The sequence below is a fragment of the Micromonospora sp. WMMD723 genome, from assembly GCF_049863385.1.
Taxonomy (GTDB): domain Bacteria; phylum Actinomycetota; class Actinomycetes; order Mycobacteriales; family Micromonosporaceae; genus Micromonospora; species Micromonospora wenchangensis.
Genome location: NZ_JBMKNR010000001.1, coordinates 4,513,254 through 4,534,378 on the forward strand (window position 1 = coordinate 4,513,254; position 21,125 = coordinate 4,534,378).

Sequence of the window (21,125 nt, forward strand, 5' to 3'; positions counted from 1 at the left end):
CCCGATGCGGCTGGTCTTCGCCGGTACGCCGGCGGTCGCCGTCCCCGCCCTGGCCGCCGTGCACGCCTCCGGGCACGAGGTGGTGGCCGTGGTGACCCGCCCCGACGCGCCCGCCGGTCGGGGCCGGGGCGTGCTGCGGTCCCCGGTCGGCGTCTGGGCCGACGAGCACGGCGTCGAGGTGCTCACCCCGGCCCGCCCCCGGGAGCCCGAGTTCCTCGACCGGCTCCGGGAGTTGGCCCCCGACTGCGTGCCGGTGGTCGCCTACGGCGCGCTGGTGCCCCCGGCGGCGCTGGAGATCCCCCGCTTCGGCTGGGTCAACCTGCACTTCTCGCTGCTGCCCGCCTGGCGGGGCGCGGCACCCGTGCAGCACGCGGTGCTGCACGGCGACGAGCTGACCGGGGCCAGTGTCTTCCAGCTGGAGCAGGGGCTGGACACCGGCCCGGTCTACGGCACGCTCACCGACGAGATCCGCCCCACCGACACCTCCGGCGACCTGCTGGAGCGGCTCGCCCACTCCGGTGCCGGGCTGCTGGTAGCCGTCCTGGACGCGATCGCGGCGGGCACCGCGCGGGCCGAACCGCAGCCCGCCGACGGGGTCTCGCTGGCCCCGAAACTGACAGTGGACGACGCCCGGGTGCGGTGGGGCGACCCCGCGTTCGCGGTCGACCGGCGGGTGCGCGCCTGCACCCCCGCCCCGGGCCCGTGGACGACCTTCCGGGGCGACCGGGTCAAGCTCGGCCCGGTCACCCCGGTCGGCAACGGCCCCACCCTGAAACCTGGAGAACTGCTGGTGGAGAAGTCCCGCGTGCTGGCCGGCACGGCGACCGTGCCGGTGCAGCTCGGTGAGGTGCGCGCGGCGGGCAAGAAGGCCATGCCGGCGACCGACTGGGCGCGTGGCGTCCGGGTCGCCGCCGGGGAGGAACTCGCGTGACCGGACCGACCGCACGAGGAGACCGTCCGGCCGACGGCGACCGGCGCGGCGACGACCGGCGGCCCTCCGGCGGCACCCGGGGCGACCGCCCCGCCCGCACCGGTGGGTGGGGCGACCGGGCCGGGTCCGGCCGGCGCGGCGGGCGACCCGGCCGACCGGTCCGCCCGGCCGTCGACCTGCCCCGGTACGCCGCCTACCAGGCGGTCGCGGCGGTGCACCGCGACGACGCGTACGCCAATCTGGTGTTGCCGGCGATCCTGCGCGAGCAGGGGCTGGCCGGGCGGGACGCCGCCTTCGCCACCGAGCTGACCTACGGCACCCTGCGGCAGCTCGGCACCCTCGACACGATCCTCACCGCCGCCGCCGGTCGGGACGTCGCGCGGATCGACCCGCCGGTGCGCGACGCGTTGCGGCTCGGCGCCTACCAACTGCTGCACACCCGGGTCCCGGCGCACGCCGCCGTGTCCTCCACGGTCGACCTGGTCCGTACGGTGGGGGAGGGGGCCACCGGCTTCGCCAACGCGGTGCTGCGCGAGGTGGCCGGCCAGGACGTCGACACGTGGACGGCCAAACTCGCCCCGACGATGGCCGCCGACCCGATCGGCCACCTGGCCGTGACCTACAGCCACCCGCAGTGGATCGTCCGGGCCTTCGCCGACGCTCTCGGCGGTGACCTGGGCGAGGTGACCCGGCTGCTGATCGAGGACAACGAGCGCCCGCCGGTGCACCTGTGCGCCCGTCCGGGCCTCCTCGACCCGGCGGAGCTGGCCGACGCGGTCGGCGGCGCGCCGGGTGCGTTCTCGCCGTACGCGGTCTACCTGCCCGGTGGCGCGCCCGGTGACCTGCCGGCGCTGGCCGACGGCCGGGCGCACGTGCAGGACGAGGGTTCCCAGCTGGTGGCGAACGCGCTGGCCACGGCTCCGCTGGACGGTCACGACGGCCGCTGGCTGGACCTGTGCGCCGGTCCCGGTGGCAAGGCCGGACTGCTCGGCGCGCTCGCCGCGCAGCGGGGTGCCCGGCTGACCGCGGTGGAGGTTTCGGAGCACCGGGCCCGGCTGGTCGAGCAGGCCACCCGGGGTCTGCCGGTGAGCGTGCTGCACACCGACGGGCGCACGGTCGGGGCCGATCCGAAGCTGCCGGAGGGGCACTTCGACCGGGTGCTGGTCGACGCCCCGTGTACCGGGCTGGGGTCGTTGCGCCGCCGGCCCGAGTCGCGCTGGCGGCGGCAGCCGTCGGACCTGCCGCCGCTGACCCGGTTGCAGCGGGAACTGCTCTCCGCCGCGCTGCGGGCGGCCCGTCCGGGCGGTCTGGTCGCCTACGTCACCTGTTCCCCGCACACGGTGGAAACGCACGTGACGGTCACCGAGGCGGCCCGGCGTGCCGGGGTGCCGGCGGACTTCGTCGACGCCCGGACGGTCCTGCCGCCGGGCATGCCCGGCCTGGGCGACGGCCCCACCGTCCAGCTCTGGCCGCACCGCCACGGCACCGACGCCATGTTCCTGGCCCTCCTCCGCCGCACCTGACCCGCCCCGCCCCTGCCGCCGCCCCGCCCGCCTGCCCCCAGTGATCAAGAGAATTGCGTCAACGATCCGTCGCCGGATGACGCGAACCTCTTGATCACCGGGGGCGGGAAGCGGGAAGCGGCGGCGGGCGGACGGGTCAGATGGTGGGGAGGCCCTTGGGGCCGGCACCGCGCATCGAGCGGGTCAGCTTCCGGTCGTCGCTCCACAGGAAACAGCGGATGCCCCGGTCGCCCTCCTCCCACTCCCGCTGCGACGGCGGATAGAAGATCGACCCGGCCCGGTACGGCAGTTCGCTGTTGTTGGGCACCTCGGCGAAGCCGGCGATCAGCGCCATGCACCGCCGGTGCACCCGCTGGTTGGCGCGACTGAAATCGGCCCAGCTCAGGTCGCTGCGTTCCAGGTAGACGCCGACGAACTCGGCGCGGTGCGGCTCGGAGCAGAGCACCGGGGCCATGTAGTTGAGGTTGTTGCCGATGAGTTTGGGATCGAAGCAACGGTGGCTGAGCGGATTGTCGCCGATCATCGCCCCGCGCAGGCTGCCGACGCGGTTGACCGGCCGGGTGTTGTCGATGCTGTCGGTCTCGCTGAGGTCACACCGGAACCAACGGGCGCCGCTGTTCCACGCCGAGTTGGCCGGCAGCGCGATGTTCATCGTCAGCCGGGCCGAGTGCCAGTCGCCACCGAGGACGTCACGGGCCCGCTGGTCGCACTCGGTACGGGCGGGACGCAGCGCGGCGGAGCCCGGCTCGGGCCGTTCACCCCGGGTCACCGCGCCGGTGAAGGTGCCGACGTGGATGGTCTCGGCCAGGTGGCTGCGCGCGCAGTCCACGGTCTCGTAGGTGCCGGCCTGCACGACCGGGGTGATCCGGGGTAGGCAGGCGTCCGTGGCGGGCACGAACGACTGGGCGACCGGCAGCACCGGCCAGTCGTCGAGCAGGTCTCCGTCGGCGCCGTGCTGCGGTACGCAGCCGCTGAGCGCCACCGTCACGGTGCCGGCCAGCGCCAGCGCCACGAGCCACCGTCGCATCGTCCACCCTTTCCGGGGGTCGACGGTCCGTCGCCGTGCCCCGCCCGGCGTGCCCGCCGCCGGGCGAGCATCATACGTGACCGTCCCTGATGGAGTGTTGCCTCTTGCGGGCCGTTCGGCCAGTCGGCACCGGCCATTCGTCCCGGACTCCCGGGAAGGGGAGCCGTTGGTGCACCACGGGTCACGCCTGGGTCACAGGGCGTCGCTCATGGTGCCGTGCTGTCCGCAGCGGATGGCCGCGTTCGTACACTTGCCCTGTGACCGTACCGCCGTCGATCATCGCGCCCAGCATCCTCGCCGCCGATTTCGCCCGCCTCGCCGATGAAGTCCGCGCCGTCGAGGACGCCGCGGACTGGCTGCACGTCGACGTGATGGACAACCACTTCGTGCCCAACCTGACCATCGGCCTGCCGGTGGTGCAGAGCCTGCGGGCGGTGACCCGGCTCCCGTTCGACGTGCACCTCATGATCACCGACCCGCGGCGGTGGGCCCCCGGTTACGCCGACGCCGGCGCGTACAACGTGACCTTCCACGCCGAGGCGTGCGACGACCCGGTCGCCCTGGCCAAGGATCTCCGCTCGGCCGGTGCCAGGGCCGGGCTGGCCATCGACCGGGACACCCCGATCGAGCCGTACCTCGACCTGCTGCCCAGCTTCGACACCCTGCTGATCATGACGATCAAGGCCGGCTTCGGCGGGCAACGCTTCATCCCGCAGCTGCTGGACAAGGTGCGGGCGGCCCGCCGGCACGTCGACAGCGGCCACCTGGAACTGCGCATCGAGGTCGACGGCGGAATCGCCGCCGACACCATCGAGCAGGCCGCGGCGGCCGGCGCGGACGCCTTCGTCGCCGGCACCGCCGTGTACGGCGCGGACGACCCGGCCGAGGCGGTCCGTCGCCTGCGCGGGCTGGCGGAGCGCGCCAACGCCGGGGCCTGAGGTGGAACCCACCGGCGACCGCCCCGACGTGATCCTGGTCGTCGACGACGACGAGGACATCGCCCGCTTCGTCGAGTTCAACCTGCGGCTGCACGGCTTCGAGGTGCTGCACGCCGGGGACGGCCAGGAGGCGCTCGACATGATCGAGCAGCACAAGCCGGACCTGGCCGTGGTCGACCTGATGATGCCGCGCATCGACGGTCTGGAGCTGACCCGCCGGCTGCGCGCCAACCCGATCACCTCGGCACTGCCGGTGATCATGCTGACCGCCAAGGGCATGACCGTGGACAAGGTGCACGGGCTCAGCGCCGGCGCCGACGACTACCTGGTCAAGCCGTTCGACACCGCCGAGCTGGTGGCCCGGGTCAGCTCCACGTTGCGCCGCAACAAGGAGTTCCGTGAGGTCTCCCCGCTGACCGGCCTGCCCGGCAACAGTCGGATCCGCCGGGAGATCAGCGACCGGGTCCGCAGCGGCGTCGACTACGCCGTCGGCTACATCGACATCGACCGGTTCAAGAGCGTCAACGACCGGTACGGCTTCGTGCGGGGCGACGAGTTCATCTCCGCGCTGGCCCGCAGCCTGTACCGGGCGGTGGTCGCGATCGGGCTGCCGCCGGCCTTCCTCGGCCACGTCGGCGGCGACGACTTCGTGATCGTCTGCGCCCCCGACCAGATCCGCCCGCTGACCTCCCGGGCCGTGGTCGACTTCGAGAAGACCGCCGACACCCTCTACGACGCGACCGACCGGGAACGCGGCTTCGTCGAGCTGAAGGACCGGCGGGGCAACATCAGGCGGGCGGCCCTGGTCACCCTGTCGATCGGTGTGTCGCTCTCCGACGCCCGCAAACGCTTCACCGACCCGCTGGCGGCGATCGCCGTGGCCAGCGAGATGAAAACGGTCGCCAAGAGCCAACCGGGGTCATACGTCGCAGTCGACAGGCGACGTGCCGACGGGGTGTGAAGTAGCACGCTGGAGGTGGCGGACTCCCGGGGGTGACGTGTAAGACTTCGCATGTACCCACCACGCGCTGGCGGGGCTCGGTGAAATTCCGAACCGGCGGTGATCCACGCTCGACGTGGTAAGCCCGCGACCCGGACGGCTGTGCCGCCCGGTGGACCTGGTGAGAATCCGGGGCCGACGGTGGGGGAGCGGTCCGTCCGCACCCCCGACAGTCCGGATGGGAGACAGCGCGCGGGCGGGGCGGGCCTGCGTGGCGTCTCGGCGACCGCGTGGGCTCCCCGGGGGCGGCGCTGCCGTTCCCGGTTCCGCCGCCGCCTGCCCGCCTGCTCCCGTACCGCCCGCGCGGGGACCGGCGAGCGAGAGGGCAGGGCATGGGCGGCGTCTCCGTGGACGAGGCGATGCGTCGTGCCATCGAGTTGGGCGCGCGGGGTCTCGGCACCACCAGTCCCAATCCGGTCGTCGGCTGCGTGCTGCTCGACGCGGACGGCGTCGTCGTCGGGGAGGGCTTCCACGCCTACACCGGCGGGCCGCACGCCGAGATCGTCGCGCTCGCCCAGGCCGGCGAGCGGGCCCGGGGCGGCACCGCGGTGGTCACCCTCGAACCCTGCGACCACACGGGTCGCACCGGCCCGTGCAGTCACGCGCTGATCCGCGCCGGCATCGCCCGGGTGGTCATCGCCGTACCCGACCCCAACCCGGTCGCCTCGGGCGGCGCCGCCACCCTGCGCGCCGCCGGGGTGCGGGTCGAGTTCGGGGTACGCGCCGACGAGGCCGAGGCCGGCAACGTCGCCTGGCTGACCTCGATGCGGCGCGGCTGGCCGTACCTGATCTGGAAGTACGCCGCCACGCTCGACGGCCGGTCCGCGGCGGCCGACGGCAGCAGCATGTGGATCACCTCCGAGGCGGCCCGGATGGACGTGCACGCGTTGCGCGGCACGGTCGACGCGGTCATCGCCGGGGTCGGCACCGTGCTCGCCGACGATCCCCGGCTGACCGCCCGTAACCTGCGCGACGGCACCCTGGCCATCCGCCAGCCGCTGCGGGTGGTGGTGGACAGCGCGGGACGTACCCCCGCCGACGCCCGGGTCCGCGACGGCGCCGCCCGGACCTGGATCGCCACCGTCGCGGAGGTCGGCGCCGGCCCGGACGGCCGGGTCGACCTGCCGGCCCTGCTGGCCGAACTGCACCACCGGGGGGTACGCGCCGCGCTGCTGGAGGGCGGCCCCCGGCTGGCCGGGGCGTTCCTCGCCGCCGGCCTGGTCGACCGGGTCGTCGGGTACGTCGCGCCGAAGCTGCTCGGGGCCGGCCCGACCGCGTTGGTCGACGCGGGTGTGACGACCATCGCCGACGCCATCGATCTGGAAATCACCGACGTTACCCGGGTCGGGTCCGACCTGAGGATCACCGCGCTGCCCCGGAAGAGGGAGGCCTGAGATGTTCACCGGCATCGTCGAGGAGTTGGGCGAGGTCGTCCGGATCGCCGACACCGGGGGTGACTCGGCGCTGGTCGCGATCCGCGGCCCGCTGGTCACCTCCGACGCCCGGCACGGCGACTCCATCGCGGTCAACGGGGTCTGCCTGACCGTGGTCGACGTCGACGGCGGGGTGTTCACCGCCGATGTGATGGGCGAGACGCTGCGCCGCTCGGCGCTGGGCGGGCTGCGCCCCGGCGACCCCGTCAACCTGGAGCGGGCCGCCGCGCTGAACAGCCGGCTCGGCGGGCACCTGGTGCAGGGCCACGTCGACGGCGTCGGCGAGGTGCTCTCCCGGGAACCGGCCGCGCAGTGGGAGACGCTGCGGTTCCGGCTCCCCACCACCCTGGCCCGGTACGTGGTGGAGAAGGGCTCGATCACCGTCGACGGGGTGTCGCTGACGGTGGCGGCGGTCGGCGACGACTGGTTCACCGTCGGGCTGATCCCCACCACCCTCAAGCTCACCACGCTCGGCGGCCGGGGGGTCGGCGCGTCGGTCAACCTGGAGGTGGACGTGCTGGCCAAGTACGTCGAACGCCTCCTCGACGCCCGGCTGCCCGCCGGGACCGACGGCACCGCCCCGGCGCTGCCCGGGGACGCCACCGGAGGGGCGCGGTGACCGGCCCGGTCGGCTGGCTGCTCGACGCGCAGGTGCACGTCGTCGGTTCCCCGGTGCTGGTCCGGGAGATCGTCGGCAACGCCTTCGGGCTGGTCTCGGCGCTGCTCGGGCTGCGCCGGCTGGTCTGGGCCTGGCCGGTCGGCATGATCGGCAACGGGCTGCTGTTCACCGTCTTCCTCGGCGGGGTGTTCGCCACCCCGCAGGCGCACGACCTCTACGGCCAGGCCGGCCGGCAGGTCTTCTTCTTCGCGGTCAGCGTCTACGGCTGGTGGCGGTGGTCACGCAACCGCCGCCAGGGTGCGGACGCCCCGGCGGTAACCCCCCGCTGGGCCACCGGCCGGGAACGGCTCGCTCTGCTGCTGGCCGCCGTGCTCGGCACCGCGCTGGGCTATCCGCTGCTCGCCGCGCTCGGCTCCTGGGGGCCGCTGCCGGACGCCTGGATCCTCACCGGCAGCCTGCTGGCCACCTACGGGATGGCCCGGGGCTGGGTGGAGTTCTGGCTGGTCTGGATCGCGGTGGACGCGGTCGGCGTACCGCTGCTGCTGCGCGGCGGCTTCTACCCCTCGGCGGCGATGTACCTGGTCTACGGCGCGCTCTGCGGCTGGGGTTTCGCCGCCTGGTGGCGCAGCTCGCGGGCCAGCCGTACGGCGTCGACACCGATCCCGTCCACCTACTCGGAGGTCGTGGCATGAGCACCCAGGCGGTCACCTTCGCCCGGATCGAGGAGGCGGTGGCGGACATCGCCGCCGGCCGGCCCGTCGTGGTGGTCGACGACGAGGACCGGGAGAACGAGGGCGACCTGATCTTCGCCGCCGAGCTGGCCACCCCGGAGCTGCTCGCCTTCATGGTCCGCTGGACCTCCGGGTACGTCTGCGTCCCGCTGACCGAGGCGGAGTGCGACCGGCTGGACCTGCCGCCGATGCACCACACCAACCAGGACCGGCGCGGCACCGCCTACACGGTGACCGTGGACGCCCGGGAGGGGGTCAGCACCGGCATCTCGGCCGCCGACCGGGCGCACACCATCCGGCTGCTCGCCGACCCCGGCACCGACCCGACGGACCTGGCCCGCCCCGGCCACGTGGTGCCGCTGCGGGCCCGCGCCGGCGGGGTGCTGCGCCGTCCCGGGCACACCGAGGCGGCGGTCGACCTGACCCGGCTGGCCGGGCTACGTCCCGCCGGGGTGCTCTGCGAGCTGGTCAACGACGACGGCACCATGATGCGCCTGCCGGACCTGGAGAAGTTCTGCGCCGAGCACTCGCTCACCCTGGTCACCATCGCCGACCTGGTGGCCTACCGGCGGCGGCACGAGAAGCAGGTGGAGCAGGTCGCGCAGGCCCGGATGCCCACCCCGTACGGGGTCTTCCGGGCGCTGGGCTACCGGGCCGAACACGACCCGGCCGAGCACGTCGCGCTGGTCTTCGGCGAGCTGGGCGACGGCGAGGACGTGCTGGTCCGGGTGCACTCCGAGTGCCTGACCGGGGACGTCTTCGGGTCGCTGCGCTGCGACTGCGGGCCACAGTTGCAAGCGTCGCTGGCCCGGGTCGCCCGGGAGGGGCGGGGCGTGGTGCTCTACGTGCGCGGCCACGAGGGCCGGGGCATCGGCCTGCTGCACAAGCTCCAGGCGTACCAGCTCCAGGACCAGGGCCGCGACACCGTGGACGCGAACCTCGACCTGGGCCTGCCGGCCGACGCCCGGGACTACGGCACCGGCGCGCAGATCCTCTACGACCTGGGGGTGCGGTCGATGCGGCTGCTCACCAACAACCCGGCCAAGCGGGCCGGGCTGGAGGGGTACGGGCTGACCGTCACCGGCCGGGAGGGGCTGCCGGTCCGGCCGCACCCGGAGAACGTCCGCTACCTGCGGACCAAGCGGGACCGGATGGGCCACCTGTTGGACGAGCTGGACGAGGTGACCGAGGCCCCGATGGGCCGGCCGGTCCCCGGCGACGAGATCGGAGCATGACGATGGCGGGTTTCGGTGAACCCGGAGTGACCCCGGTGGACGCCGCCGGGCTGACCGTCGGGGTGGTGGCGGCGCGCTGGCACGGCGAGCTGACCGACCACATGCTCGACCGGGCGGTGGCCGCCGCGCAGGCGTGCGGGGCGCGGGTGGTGACGGCCCGGGTGGCCGGCTCGGTGGAGTTGCCGGTGGTGGCGCAGGCCCTGGCCCGGCGCTGCGACGTGGTGGTGGCGCTGGGCGTGGTGGTGCGCGGCGCGACCGCCCACTTCGACTACGTCTGCCGGTCGGTGACCGACGGCCTGACCCGGGTCGCCCTGGACGAGGGCAAGCCGGTGGCGCACGGGGTGCTGACCGTGGAGAACCTGGACCAGGCCCGGGACCGGGCCGGGCTGCCCGGCTCCGCCGAGGACAAGGGCTGGTCGGCGACGGTGGCCGCCCTGGACGCCGCGCTGGCGGTCCGGGCCGTGTCCACGGCCAACGGCCACCGCGTCGGCTTCGCCGGCTGACGGACCGCCGGGGCACGCCGGGCCGGCGTGCCCTGGCGGGCTGTGGCCTTCTTGGGCCGATGGTGTGGGGTCCGGCAGGCGTAGACCCCGCACCATCGGCACACGGGTCGTTCCGGGGGCGCGGCCCCGCTACAGCCGGCCGGCCTCGATGATCCGGCGGAGGAACTGCCGGGTTCGCGGCTGGGTCGGTTCGCCGAACACCTGCGCGGGCGGGCCGGCCTCGACCACCCGGCCGGCGTCGAGGAAGCAGACCTGGTCGGCGACCTCCCGGGCGAACCCCATCTCGTGGGTGGCCAGCACCATCGTCATCCCGTCGGCCTTGAGGTCCCGGATCATCGCCAGCACCTCGCCGACCAGTTCCGGGTCGAGCGCCGAGGTGACCTCGTCCAGCAGCATCAGCCGGGGCGAGTTGGCCAGCGCCCGGACGATCGCCACCCGCTGCTGCTGGCCGCCGGAGAGCCGGTCCGGGTAGGCGTCCGCCCGGTCGGCCAACCCGACCCGGGCGAGCAGTTCCCGGGCCTGCGCCTCGGCCTCGGCCCGGGCCCGCCGGTGCACCCGGCGCGGCGCGAGGGTGACGTTGTCCAGCACGCTCAGGTGCGGAAACAGGTTGTACGACTGGAACACCATGCCGATGCGCCGGCGGACCCGGTCCGGGTCGACCCGGGGGTCGGAGATCTCCTCGCCGTCGAGCGTGATGGTCCCGTCGTCGAGTTCCTCCAGCAGGTTGACGCAGCGCAGCAGCGTCGACTTGCCCGACCCGGACGCCCCGATCAGGGCGACCACCCGGTGCTCGTCGACGGTCAGGTCGAGCCCGTCGAGCACCACCCGGCCACCGAACTCCTTGCGTACCCCCTGGCAGGTCAGCACGGCCATGGTCAGCCTCCGGACTGGCGTCGGGCCGCGCGCAGCGTCACCCAGTCGGTGACCGCGATCAGCGGGATGGCGAGCAGCACGAACAGCACCCCGGCCACGATGTACGGGGTGTAGTTGAAGCTCTGCGCGGTGGCGATCTGCGCCGCCCGGACGGCGTCGATCGGGCCGGCCAGGGAGACCAGGCCGACGTCCTTCTGCAACGCCACCACGTCGTTGAGCAGCGGCGGCGCGACCCGCCGGACGGCCTGCGGCAGCACCACGTGCCGCATGGTCTGCCGGTAGGTCAGCCCCAGCGAGCGGGCCGCCGCGAGCTGGCTGGGGTGGACCGACTCGATGCCGGCCCGGAACACCTCCGCCAGGTAGCCACCGTAGGTGAGCACCAGCGCCAGCCCGCCGAGCACCAGCACCGGGGGCATCCCCTGCAACCGCAGGCCGGGCACGCCGAGGGTGAGCACGTACAGCACGATGATCAGCGGCAGGCCCCGGAAGGTGTACGTGTAGCCGGCGGCGAGCGCGCGGACCGGGAAGAAGACCGGCCCGCGCAGGGTCCGCAGCAGCGCGATCAGTAGGCCGAGCAGCAGCGCCCCGACGGCACAGCAGACCAGCAGCCGGACGTTGAGCCACAGCCCGGTGAGCACCTCCGGCAGGGCGTCGCGGGCGATCTGCGGGTCGAGGAACGACAGGCGGACCCGGTCCCAGCCGGGCGCGCCGGTGACCGCGACGACCAGCAGCGTGCCGAGCACCGCCGTGGAGGCGGCGGCGACCAGCACGCTGCGGGTCGTCTGCCGACGCCGGTACGCGGCCCGCCGCCGCTGGGCCGCCGACGGAAGGTGCCGACGGCCCGCGGTCACGCTGTCGTCGGTAGGTGACACCCGGCTCACTGGAGTTCGGTCGCTCCCGCCACCTGGGCGAGCCACTTCTGCTCCAGCTGCTTGAGCGTGCCGGCCTCGGCGAGTTCACCCACCGTCTTGCTGACGCACAGGGTGAGCGGGGAGTCCTTGTCCAGCAGCAGCCCGAACGCCTCCGGCGCACCCACCTGCGGCAGTTGGCCGACGATGGTGGCGTCGGTGACCTCCGAACCGGTGATGTAGAACGCGGTCGGCAGGTCGACCACCAGCCCGTCGATCTGGCCGTTCTGCAGGGCCTTCTTGGCGTCGTCGTTGCTGTTGTAGACCTGCGGCTTGACCGAGGGCTTGATCAGGGCGGTGATCGCCTGGTAGCTGGTCGTGCCGACCTGCGCGCCGAGCTTGGCGTTCTTCAGGTCCGCCACCGACTTCTTCCCGGCGATCTTCGACGACTTGAGCGCGATGACCGTCTGGCGCACCAGGTAGTACGGGGCGGAGAAGTCGACCGCCTGCTTGCGTTCCTCGGTGATGGAGAACTGGTTGATGTCGAAGTCGAAGGTCTTCGGGCCCGGGGCGATGGCGGTGTCGAACTTCACCCGGGTCCAGGTGACGTCCCCCCGGGCGTACCCGAGCCTCTCGGCCACCGCGTACGCGACGGCGGACTCGAAACCCTCGCCGCTGTCCGGCTTGTCGCCCTTGAACCACGGCTCGTACGCGGGCTCGTCGGTGGCGATGGTGAGCTTGCCCGGCGTCCGGGTCTTCAGACTGTCCTTGGCGCAGGACGCTGCGGTGGGGGCGACGTCGGGGGCGGTGGGTGTGGGGTCCTGCGGTGCGCATCCGGCCACGGCGACGAGGAGCGCGGCGGCGGCGGTGGCGGCGGCGCGGGTACGTGAGCTGCTGCTGACCATGGCCGCCAGGATAGAGAAGACCACCGATCCCTCGAAGGGTGTCCCATCAGGTAGATGAGAGATCGATGTGCAAACGTGTCCGGCCCGTTGCCGGTGGCCGGTGACCCGCGCCCCGGCCGGCCGGAGCGCCCGGCGTCTCCGGCCCCGTCCCAGCCTGCGGGAACGGGATGTGGGCGGGGCGACCCGGCCGGACCCGGAGCGCACGGCGTCGGTGGGTGGCTGGAAGAATCCGGTTCCGTGAAGACGTTCGAGGAGTTGTTCGCCGAGCTCCAGGCCAAGGCAGCCGCCGGCACGCCGGGTTCCGGCACGGTCGACGCCCTGGCCAAGGGGGTGCACTTCGTCGGCAAGAAGGTCGTCGAGGAGGCGGCCGAGTCGTGGATGGCCGCCGAGCACGAGGGCCCGGAGCGCACCGCCGAGGAGATCTCCCAGCTGCTGTACCAGGTGCAGGTGCTGATGCTGGCCAGTGGCCTGGAGCTGAAGGACGTCTACCGACATCTGTGAGTGCGCCCGCGTCGTTGATCTGATCCGATCGAAGGAGCACTCCGTCATGCTGCGTGTCGCCGTACCCAACAAGGGGGCCCTGGCCGAGAAGGCCGCCCAGATGCTGCGCGAGGCGGGCTACCGCCAGCGCACCGACCCCAAGGACCTGGTCTGCCCGGACGAGGCCAACGACATCGAGTTCTTCTACCTGCGCCCGAAGGACATCGCCACCTACGTCGGCTCGGGTGACCTCGACGTCGGGATCACCGGCCGGGACCTGCTGATCGACTCCGGCGCGCCCGCCGAGGAGGTGGTCGACCTGGCCTTCGGCCGGGCCACCTTCCGCTTCGCCGCCCGCCCTGAGGACGTCGGCGACGTGCAGGAGCTGGGCGGGCACCGGATCGCCACCGCGTACCCGGGGCTGGTCGAGCGGTACCTCGCCGAGCTGGGCGTCAAGGCCGACGTGATCCGGCTCGACGGCGCGGTGGAGAACGCCATCCGGCTCGGGGTCGCCGACGTCGTCGCCGACGTGGTGGAGACCGGCGCGACGCTGCGCCAGGCCGGACTGGTCGTGTTCGGGGAGCCGCTGCTGCGGTCCTCGGCGGTGCTGGTCCGCCGGGCCGCCGCGCCGGCCCACCCGCAGGCGGAGCAGTTGCTGCGTCGCCTGCACGGGGTGCTGGTGGCCCGCCGGTACGTGATGCTCGCCTACGACGTGCCGGCCGGCCTGCTCGACCGGGCCAGCGGCCTCACCCCGGGCATCGAGTCGCCGACGGTCTCCCCGCTGCACCGGGAGGGCTGGGTCGCCGTGCAGGCGATGGTGCTCCGCGACGACGTCCACCGGATCATGGACGAGCTGTACGAGCTGGGTGCCCGCGCCATCCTGGTCACCAACATCCACGCCTGCCGGCTCTGACCCGACCGCCCGGCGGGCCCTCGTGATCGACGGCTGTGGGGCCGATACAGCGGCATCATCCCGCGCGGATACCGCTGTATCGGCCCCATTGCCCCAGCCGCCCCACCCCGGCCCCCCACCCCGCCCCGGCCCGGCCCGGCCAGTTCGGCCTGACCGGTCCGACCGGGCCCGCTCGAACCGGGCGGGGCTGGTGGGGGTGGGTGGCGACGCGACGCCGTCCGGGTCGGGTGGCAGACTGGAGCGGTGAGCGACACCGAGTTGATCCGTCTCAGGCCGCGTCGTATCCGGGTCGTCTGCTGGGCCTCGGCGATCGCCCTGCTGGTGGTCTTCAGCCTGGTGGCCACCTCGTTGACCGGGGCGACCGGCGAGGGCTACGGCACCTTCCAGCGTGGCGACCAGGTCGCCATGGTCGGCCTCGGGGTGCTCGGCGCGCTCGGCATCCTGCTGTTCACCAGGCCCCGGGTCGAGGCGGACGCCCGGGGGGTCCGGGTGCGCAACATCCTCGGCTCGTACGAGCTGCCCTGGGAGGTCGTCCGGGGGGTGCGCTTCGACCGGGGCGCGCCGTGGGCCAGCCTGGAGCTGCACGACGACGACCTGCTGCCGATGGTGGCGCTCCAGGCCGCCGACAAGGAGAGCGCGGTCGACGGGGTCCGCGCGTTGCGCCGGCTGCACCAGGCCCACCTGGCCGGCCTCGGCGGCACCCCGGCCCGCTGAGCGTCCCGGCCCCCGCTACCGGGGTTCTCGTAGCGTGCTGACCTGCGGGCCCGGTTTGGGGGATGGCTGCGCCGGGGTGTAGTGTTACCACGTCGACCAGACTGCCCCCGCCTGTGGCGTGTGGGTGGTCCCGAAGCGGAGCGCCTGCTCCCACCCGAGTCGCCCCCGAGGTGGCCGGGTCCGGTCACCGGTTCCGGGTCCGTCCCGGCGCCGGATGCGCGATCCTGTGATCGTGCCGACCGGTCGAGCAGGCCCTGGCATGCGCCGGGGCCTTCTGCTTTCCGGGTCGCCCCCACCCGGGGGCCGCGCGGGGTCGGCCACGCAGCAGACTTGACTCGAGGAGGCCACATCAGCGTCGAACCACGCGTGAACGAGCAGATCCGGGCACGTGAGGTCCGACTGGTCGGCCCTGAGGGTGAGCAGGTGGGCATCGTCCCGCTGGAGCGCGCCCTGCAGCTGGCCGCGGACGTCGACCTGGACCTGGTCGAGGTTGCGCCGATGGCGCGCCCGCCGGTGTGCAAGCTCATGGACTTCGGCAAGTTCAAGTACGAGAGCGCACTCAAGGCGCGCGAAGCGCGGCGTAACCAGCAGCAGACCGTCATCAAGGAGATGAAGCTCCGGCCGAAGATCGACCCGCACGACTACGAGACCAAGAAGGGTCACGTGGTGCGGTTCCTCAAGGCCGGCGACAAGGTCAAGGTGACGATCATGTTCCGCGGTCGGGAGCAGAGCCGTCCGGAGCTGGGTTACCGGCTCCTGCGCCGGCTCGAGTCCGAGATCACGGACCTGGGATACGTCGAGGCCGCTCCGAAGCAGGACGGCCGTAACATGATCATGGTTCTCGCTCCGCACCGGGCCGTCAAGGCATCCGCGGTCGCCGCCACGGCGTCCCGTGGTGGCCCCCGGGACCGGGCCGCGGAGGAATCGGCCGCCCCGGCAGGTGGCGAGCCCCCGGTGGCCGGCGAGACCGCAGCAGCCGGCGAGACCGGCCCGACCGCTGACATCAGCGGCCAGTAACAGGGAGAGACGTTCCACATGCCGAAGATGAAGAGCCACACGGGTATGGGCAAGCGGGTCAAGGTGACCGGCAAGGGCAAGATCGTCGCCCAGCAGGCCGGCCTTCGCCACAACCTGGAGAAGAAGCCGTCCACCCAGACCCGGCGGCTGACCGGCACGGTCGAGCTGGCCAAGTCCGACGTCAAGCGCATCAAGAAGCTGCTCGGCCGCTGACGCGCGCCACCTTTACCTAACAAGGAGTTGAGATGGCACGCGTCAAGCGGGCTGTGAACGCCCAGAAGAAGCGTCGTACCCTGCTGGAGACCGCGAGCGGTTACCGCGGTCAGCGCTCCCGGCTGTACCGCAAGGCCAAGGAGCAGGTGCTGCACTCGATGCAGTACGCCTACCGGGACCGTCGCGACCGCAAGGGCGACTTCCGGCAGCTCTGGATCCAGCGCATCAACGCTGGCGCCCGGGCCAACGGCATGACCTACAACCGGCTGATCCAGGGCCTGCGCCTGGCCGGTATCGAGGTCGACCGCAAGATCCTGGCCGACCTGGCCGTCCACGACGCCGCGGCGTTCGCCGCGATCGTCGAGCTGGCCCGCGCCGCCGTGGCGGCCGAGGGCACCGGTGGCGCCGCGGCCCAGGCCGCCTGACCCACCCCGGCAGCAGATCGAGGCGTCTCCCATGCAGTCACCACCGCGCGGGAGACGCCTCGACGCCGTCACCGGCCCGTTCACCCCGCGTACGCCCCGGGTGGTCGCCGCCCGCCGGCTGCACCGCCGCCGCGACCGTGACGCCACCGGCCGGTTCCTGGCCGAGGGGCCGCAGGCCGTCCGCGAGGCCCTCGACCGCACCGGCACGGTGGTGGAGCTGTTCGGCACCCCGGCCGCGCTCGACCGGTACGCCGACCTCGCGGCCGCTGCCGCCCGCGCCGACCTGCCCGTCTCCGAGGTCACCGACGAGGCCCTGGCCGCGCTCACCGAAACCGTCACGCCGCAGGGCGTGGTCGCCGTCTGCCGGCACCTCGACGTGCCACTGGACGCCGCCCTGGCGCGCGGTCCCCGCCTGGTCGCGGTGCTCGCCGGCATCCGTGACCCGGGCAACGCCGGCACCGTGCTGCGCACCGCCGACGCGGCCGGCGCGGGTGCGGTGGTCTTCGCCGGCGACACCGTCGACCCCTACAACGGCAAGTGCGTGCGGGCCTCCGCCGGCAGCCTGTTCCACGTCGACGTGGTCCGTGCCGCCGACCCGCAGGCCGTGGTCGACGCGCTGCGCGCCGCCGGGCTCACCGTCCTCGCCACCACCGGGTACGGCGACAGCGACCTCGACGACCTCGCCGACCGGGGCCGGCTCGCCGCCCCCACCGCCTGGCTGTTCGGCGCCGAGGCGCACGGCCTGCCCGGGGAGCTGACCGCCGCCGCCGACGCCCGGGTCCGGGTGCCGCTGCACGGGCGGGCCGAGAGCCTGAACCTGGCTGCGGCCGCCGCCGTCTGCCTGTACGCTTCAGCCCGAGCACTGCGCCGACCCCGGTCGGGCGCACACCCAGCAGGGGAGCCGGTCACGTGAGGAACGCGCCACGGCGTTCGTTTAGCCAGCCCGCCGGTGTCGGCGGGCGGTGGTCCTGACCTACCTCCGCACGTAACTCCCACCGGCGGGCTGCGGCACCGCCGCGCGTCCGTAGACTCGCCTAGCCGCCTGAGAAGGGCCGGCGCCGCCGTGAGGGAGTGCCCGTACGCCATGAGTTACCGCAACGATCCGTACGACCCGAAGCAGGTCGCCCTGCTCGACCCGGCCGCCCTGGCCGGGGCCGTGGCCGACGCCGAGAAGGCGTTCGCCGCCGCCACCGACCCCGACGCGCTGACCGCGCTGCGCCCCGCGCACCTCGGCGACCGGTCCCCGGTGTCGCTGGCCCGCCGGGAGATCGGCGCGCTGCCGCCGGCCGCGAAGGCCGACGCCGGCAAGCGGGTCAACGAGGCCCGCCGGGCGGTCGAGTCCGCGTACGCGGCCCGCGCCGAGGTGCTCGACCGGGAGCAGGCCGCCCGGGTGCTGGTCGAGGAGCGGGTCGACGTGACCCTGCCGTACGACCGGCGGCCCCGGGGGGCGCGGCACCCGCTGTCGACCCTGATGGAGCAGATCAGCGACCTGTTCGTCGGGATGGGCTACGAGGTGGCCGAGGGTCCCGAGGTCGAGCTGGAGTGGACCAACTTCGACGCGTTGAACATCCCCGCCGACCATCCGGCGCGCGGGCTGATGGACACCTTCCACATCGCACCCCCGCCCGGCGCGGACACCTCCGGCCTGGTGCTGCGCACCCACACCTCGCCGGTGCAGGCGCGGACCATGCTCACCCGCAAGCCCCCCATCTACGTGGTGGTGCCCGGCCGGGTCTACCGCACCGACGAGCTGGACGCCACCCACGCGCCCGTCTTCCACCAGGTCGAGGGCCTGGTGGTCGACCGGGGCATCACGATGGCGCACCTGCGCGGCACCCTCGACCACTTCGCCCGCGCCATGTTCGGCGAGGGGGCGAAGACCCGCTGGCGTCCGCACTACTTCCCGTTCACCGAGCCGTCGGGGGAGTTCGACGTCTGGTTCCCCGAGCACCGCGACGGCCCGCGTTGGGTCGAGTGGGGCGGCTGCGGCATGGTCAACCCGAGGGTGCTGCGGGCCTGCGGCATCGACCCCGAGGTCTACTCCGGGTTCGCGTTCGGCATGGGCATCGACCGGACGGTGATGTTCCGGCACGGGGTCAGCGACATGCGGGACATGGCCGAGGGCGACGTGCGGTTCACCCGCGCGTTCGGGGCCGGGGCGTAGGGCGATGCGGGTACGAGTCACGGAGACGGTGGTCTGAGTCATGCGAGTTTCTGTCAGTTGGCTGCGGGAGTACGTCGACCTCCCCGTCGACCTGCCCACCGAGGACCTGGAACAGGCCCTGGTGGACCTCGGCATCGAGGTGGAGTCCGTGGTGGACCTGCGCCGCACGGTCACCGGTCCGTTGGTCGTCGGTGAGGTCCGCGAGATCGAGGAGCTGACCGGGTTCAAGAAGCCGATCCGGCACTGCCTGGTCGACGTGGGCACCGCCAACGGCACCGGCGAACTCCAGCAGATCGTCTGCGGGGCGCGGAACTTCGCCCCCGGCGACCGGGTCGTGGTGATCCTGCCCGGCGGGGTGCTGCCCGGCGACTTCACCATCGGCGCGCGCAAGACGTACGGTCGGATGTCGGCCGGCATGATCTGCTCGGCGATGGAGCTGGGCCTGGGTGACGACCACTCCGGCATCATCGTGCTGCCGCCGGACACCCCGCTCCGGCCCGGCGACGACGCCCGCCCCGTGGTGGGCCTCGACGACGTCGTGGTCGAGCTGGAGATCACCCCCGACCGGGGGTACGCGCTGAGCGTGCGCGGCATCGCCCGGGAGCTGGCGTACGCCCTCGGGGTGGCCTTCCGCGACCCGGGCCGGGTGCCCGCGCCGGCCGGCACGGCGCAGCCGGCGTACCCGGTGCAGGTGCGCGACACCGTCGGCTGCGACCGGTTCACCGCCCGGATGGTGCGGGGGGTGGATCCGACGGCGGCCACGCCCGGCTGGATGCGGCAGCGGCTGACCGTGGCCGGCGTCCGCAGCATCTCCCTGGCGGTGGACGTCACCAACTACGTGATGCTCGAACTGGGCCAGCCGATGCACGCCTTCGACGCCGACCGGCTCACCGGCCCGCTGGTGGTGCGCCGGGCCGAGGCGGGCGAGAAGGTGACCACCCTGGACGGTGTGGTCCGCTCGCTCACCGCCGAGGACATGGTGATCTGCGACGACACCGGCCCGATCTCGCTGGCCGCGGTGATGGGCGGCGAGACCAGCGAGGTGGTCGGCGGCACCACGAACGTGCTGCTGGAGGCCGCCCACTGGGACCCGGTGATGGTCGGCCGCACGGCCCGCCGGCACAAGCTGTTCAGCGAGGCGGCCAAGCGGTGGGAGCGGGGCGTCGACCCGGCCCTGCCGCTGGTGGCCCTCCAGCGTGCCGTCGAGCTGCTCACCGCGCATGGCGGGGGTGAGGCCGGCGCGGAGATCCTCGACCTGGACCACGTCCGGCCGATGCGGCAGGTCGTCCTCCCGGTCGACCTGCCGTCGCGCCGGGTCGGCGTGGACTACTCCCCGCAGCGGGTGGTCGACCTGCTGGAGCAGGTGGGTTGCACGGTGATCCGGGGTGCCGACCGGCTGGCCGAGGACGCGGGCACGGTCGCGACGACGGCCGGCGGCGGCGACGTGCTCACCGTCACCCCGCCGACCTGGCGGCCCGACCTCACCGACCCGGCCGACCTGGTCGAGGAGGTGGTCCGCCTCGACGGGTACGACCGGGTGCCGTCGGTGCTGCCCACCGCGCCCCCCGGCCGGGGGTTGACCTGGCAGCAGCGTCGCCGTCGGGCGGTGGCCCGCTCGCTCGCCGAGCGCGGCTACGTCGAGGTGCTGGCCCTGCCGTTCGTCGCCCCGGAGCTGGCCGACCAGCTCGGGCTGCCCGCCGACGACCCGCGCCGGCCGGCCGTACGACTGGCCAACCCGCTGTCCGAGGAGGAGCCGCTGCTGCGCACGACCCTGCTCGGCCCGTTGCTCGGCATCCTCAAGCGCAACCTGGGCCGGGGGCACCGTGACCTGGCGCTCTACGAGATCGGGGCGGTGTTCCACCCGCGTCCCGGGGTGGGCGCGCCGCCGGCCATGGGGGTGGACCGCCGTCCCACCGACGCCGAGTTCGCCGCCGCCGACGCGGTGGTGCCCGCCCAGCCCCGGCACGTCGCGGTGGTGCTCACCGGGGACGTGGAGCCGACCGGCTGGTGGGGGCCGGGCCGCGCCGCCGGCTGGGCCGACGCGGTGGAGGCCGGCCGGGCCGTGCTGGCCGCCGCCGACCTGCCGGCCGAGCGGGTCGAGGTGCGGGCCGCCGAGCGGGCGCCCTGGCATCCCGGCCGCTGCGCCGCGCTGCTGGTCGACGGGGAGGTGGTCGGTCACGCCGGTGAGCTGCACCCGGCGGTGCTGGCCGCGTTGGAACTGCCCCGCCGGACCAGCGCCATGGAACTGGACCTGGACGCCCTGCCGGCGGCCCCGGTGGTGTCCGCGCCGACGGTGTCCGGGTTCCCCCCGGCGCTGATCGACGTGGCGTTGGTGCTGGACGACACGGTGCCGGCCGCCGACGTCCGGGCCGCGCTGGTCGAGGGGGCGGGCGAACTGCTGGAGCACGTCCGGCTCTTCGACGTGTACGCGTCGGAGTCGCTCGGCGCGGGTCGCCGGTCGCTGGCGTACAAGCTCACCTTCCGGGCGCCGGACCGGACGCTGACCGTGGAGGAGGCGGTGGCCGCGCGGGACGCCGCCGTGGCCGTCGCCGCCCAGCGGTTCGGGGCGACCCTGCGCGGTGCCTGAGGTGTGACAGCCGACGACGGCCCCGACCCGGTCACCGGGTCGGGGC

22 protein-coding genes and 1 riboswitch are annotated in these 21,125 nt (G+C 73.8%); of the genes, 18 read left to right on the plus strand and 4 right to left on the minus strand.

The annotated features are described in order from the left end of the window. Window positions 1–4 precede the first annotated feature (4 nt). Both fmt and ACN261_RS19950 read left to right on the plus strand, forming a co-directional pair. On the plus strand, window positions 5–931 hold the full coding sequence (gene fmt / locus ACN261_RS19945) for a methionyl-tRNA formyltransferase (protein ID WP_421486778.1): 927 nt from the start codon (window positions 5–7) through the stop codon (window positions 929–931). After that, complete coding sequence (locus ACN261_RS19950) at window positions 928–2,454, plus strand: RsmB/NOP family class I SAM-dependent RNA methyltransferase (RefSeq protein ID WP_425851507.1); 1,527 nt, start codon at window positions 928–930, stop codon at window positions 2,452–2,454. The genes fmt and ACN261_RS19950 overlap by 4 nt, the downstream gene beginning before the upstream one ends. Before the next feature lie 136 nt (window positions 2,455–2,590). Here ACN261_RS19950 and ACN261_RS19955 read toward each other — a convergent pair whose 3' ends face one another. Beyond that, window positions 2,591–3,481 carry a septum formation family protein gene (locus ACN261_RS19955; RefSeq protein WP_421481231.1) on the minus strand — a complete coding sequence of 297 codons (891 nt, stop codon included), beginning with the start codon at window positions 3,479–3,481 and terminating at the stop codon, window positions 2,591–2,593. A 257-nt stretch (window positions 3,482–3,738) separates the two neighbouring features. On the opposite strand from ACN261_RS19955, the gene rpe reads away from it, so the two are divergent. From rpe to ribH, 7 genes are all read left to right on the plus strand, one after another. Next, window positions 3,739–4,419 carry a ribulose-phosphate 3-epimerase gene (rpe, locus tag ACN261_RS19960; RefSeq protein WP_204961400.1) on the plus strand — a complete coding sequence of 227 codons (681 nt, stop codon included), beginning with the start codon at window positions 3,739–3,741 and terminating at the stop codon, window positions 4,417–4,419. A gap of 1 nt (window position 4,420) precedes the next feature. After that, window positions 4,421–5,380, plus strand: a complete 960-nt coding sequence (locus ACN261_RS19965; RefSeq protein ID WP_421481232.1) for a GGDEF domain-containing response regulator — start codon at window positions 4,421–4,423, stop codon at window positions 5,378–5,380. A gap of 62 nt (window positions 5,381–5,442) precedes the next feature. Beyond that, window positions 5,443–5,613, plus strand: a riboswitch (FMN riboswitch). Window positions 5,614–5,751: 138 nt separating this feature from the next. After that, complete coding sequence (gene ribD / locus ACN261_RS19970) at window positions 5,752–6,813, plus strand: bifunctional diaminohydroxyphosphoribosylaminopyrimidine deaminase/5-amino-6-(5-phosphoribosylamino)uracil reductase RibD (protein ID WP_145918942.1); 1,062 nt, start codon at window positions 5,752–5,754, stop codon at window positions 6,811–6,813. 1 nt (window position 6,814) lies between these two features. After that, a complete protein-coding gene (locus tag ACN261_RS19975) occupies window positions 6,815–7,471 on the plus strand; it encodes a riboflavin synthase (protein ID WP_425851511.1) in 657 nt (218 codons plus the stop codon). Next, window positions 7,468–8,163, plus strand: coding sequence for a nicotinamide riboside transporter PnuC (pnuC, locus tag ACN261_RS19980; protein WP_421481234.1), 696 nt, complete (start codon window positions 7,468–7,470; stop codon window positions 8,161–8,163). The genes ACN261_RS19975 and pnuC overlap by 4 nt, the downstream gene beginning before the upstream one ends. Next, window positions 8,160–9,437, plus strand: coding sequence for a bifunctional 3,4-dihydroxy-2-butanone-4-phosphate synthase/GTP cyclohydrolase II (locus ACN261_RS19985; protein ID WP_145918945.1), 1,278 nt, complete (start codon window positions 8,160–8,162; stop codon window positions 9,435–9,437). The genes pnuC and ACN261_RS19985 overlap by 4 nt, the downstream gene beginning before the upstream one ends. Window positions 9,438–9,439: 2 nt before the next feature. Further along, window positions 9,440–9,940 carry a 6,7-dimethyl-8-ribityllumazine synthase gene (ribH, locus tag ACN261_RS19990; RefSeq protein WP_088645198.1) on the plus strand — a complete coding sequence of 167 codons (501 nt, stop codon included), beginning with the start codon at window positions 9,440–9,442 and terminating at the stop codon, window positions 9,938–9,940. 129 nt (window positions 9,941–10,069) lie between these two features. Here ribH and ACN261_RS19995 read toward each other — a convergent pair whose 3' ends face one another. From ACN261_RS19995 to ACN261_RS20005, 3 genes are read right to left on the minus strand one after another with little or no spacing between them, the layout of a single operon-like run. Beyond that, window positions 10,070–10,813 (minus strand): amino acid ABC transporter ATP-binding protein, encoded by a 744-nt coding sequence (locus tag ACN261_RS19995; RefSeq protein ID WP_421481235.1) that lies wholly within the window; start codon window positions 10,811–10,813, stop codon window positions 10,070–10,072. A gap of 2 nt (window positions 10,814–10,815) precedes the next feature. After that, a complete protein-coding gene (locus ACN261_RS20000) occupies window positions 10,816–11,664 on the minus strand; it encodes an amino acid ABC transporter permease (protein WP_425851513.1) in 849 nt (282 codons plus the stop codon). A 26-nt stretch (window positions 11,665–11,690) separates the two neighbouring features. Then, window positions 11,691–12,566: an ABC transporter substrate-binding protein gene (locus ACN261_RS20005; protein WP_421481236.1), complete on the minus strand. Its 876-nt coding sequence runs from the start codon at window positions 12,564–12,566 to the stop codon at window positions 11,691–11,693. Between the two features lie 237 nt (window positions 12,567–12,803). Between ACN261_RS20005 and ACN261_RS20010 the strand changes: the two genes are divergently transcribed. The 9 genes from ACN261_RS20010 to pheT all read left to right on the plus strand — a co-directional run bounded on the left by ACN261_RS20010 (window position 12,804) and on the right by pheT (window position 21,079). Beyond that, window positions 12,804–13,067: a phosphoribosyl-ATP diphosphatase gene (locus tag ACN261_RS20010; protein WP_067305135.1), complete on the plus strand. Its 264-nt coding sequence runs from the start codon at window positions 12,804–12,806 to the stop codon at window positions 13,065–13,067. A gap of 46 nt (window positions 13,068–13,113) precedes the next feature. Next, window positions 13,114–13,959, plus strand: a complete 846-nt coding sequence (gene hisG, locus ACN261_RS20015) for an ATP phosphoribosyltransferase (protein WP_421481237.1) — start codon at window positions 13,114–13,116, stop codon at window positions 13,957–13,959. Between the two features lie 243 nt (window positions 13,960–14,202). Continuing rightward, complete coding sequence (locus tag ACN261_RS20020) at window positions 14,203–14,673, plus strand: PH domain-containing protein (RefSeq protein WP_421481238.1); 471 nt, start codon at window positions 14,203–14,205, stop codon at window positions 14,671–14,673. Between the two features lie 366 nt (window positions 14,674–15,039). Then, window positions 15,040–15,690: a translation initiation factor IF-3 gene (gene infC, locus ACN261_RS20025; protein WP_421481239.1), complete on the plus strand. Its 651-nt coding sequence runs from the start codon at window positions 15,040–15,042 to the stop codon at window positions 15,688–15,690. 18 nt (window positions 15,691–15,708) lie between these two features. Next, a complete protein-coding gene (gene rpmI, locus ACN261_RS20030) occupies window positions 15,709–15,903 on the plus strand; it encodes a 50S ribosomal protein L35 (protein ID WP_088645193.1) in 195 nt (64 codons plus the stop codon). A 32-nt stretch (window positions 15,904–15,935) separates the two neighbouring features. Next, window positions 15,936–16,328, plus strand: a complete 393-nt coding sequence (rplT, locus tag ACN261_RS20035) for a 50S ribosomal protein L20 (protein WP_088645192.1) — start codon at window positions 15,936–15,938, stop codon at window positions 16,326–16,328. A 31-nt stretch (window positions 16,329–16,359) separates the two neighbouring features. Further along, the gene (locus ACN261_RS20040) at window positions 16,360–17,241 is read left to right on the plus strand and encodes a TrmH family RNA methyltransferase (RefSeq protein WP_421481240.1); all 882 of its coding nucleotides are present in this window, start codon (window positions 16,360–16,362) and stop codon (window positions 17,239–17,241) included. Between the two features lie 171 nt (window positions 17,242–17,412). After that, window positions 17,413–18,492: a phenylalanine--tRNA ligase subunit alpha gene (gene pheS / locus ACN261_RS20045; protein WP_421481241.1), complete on the plus strand. Its 1,080-nt coding sequence runs from the start codon at window positions 17,413–17,415 to the stop codon at window positions 18,490–18,492. A 40-nt stretch (window positions 18,493–18,532) separates the two neighbouring features. Then, a complete protein-coding gene (gene pheT, locus ACN261_RS20050; protein ID WP_425851517.1) occupies window positions 18,533–21,079 on the plus strand; it encodes a phenylalanine--tRNA ligase subunit beta in 2,547 nt (848 codons plus the stop codon). Window positions 21,080–21,125: the final 46 nt, after the last annotated feature.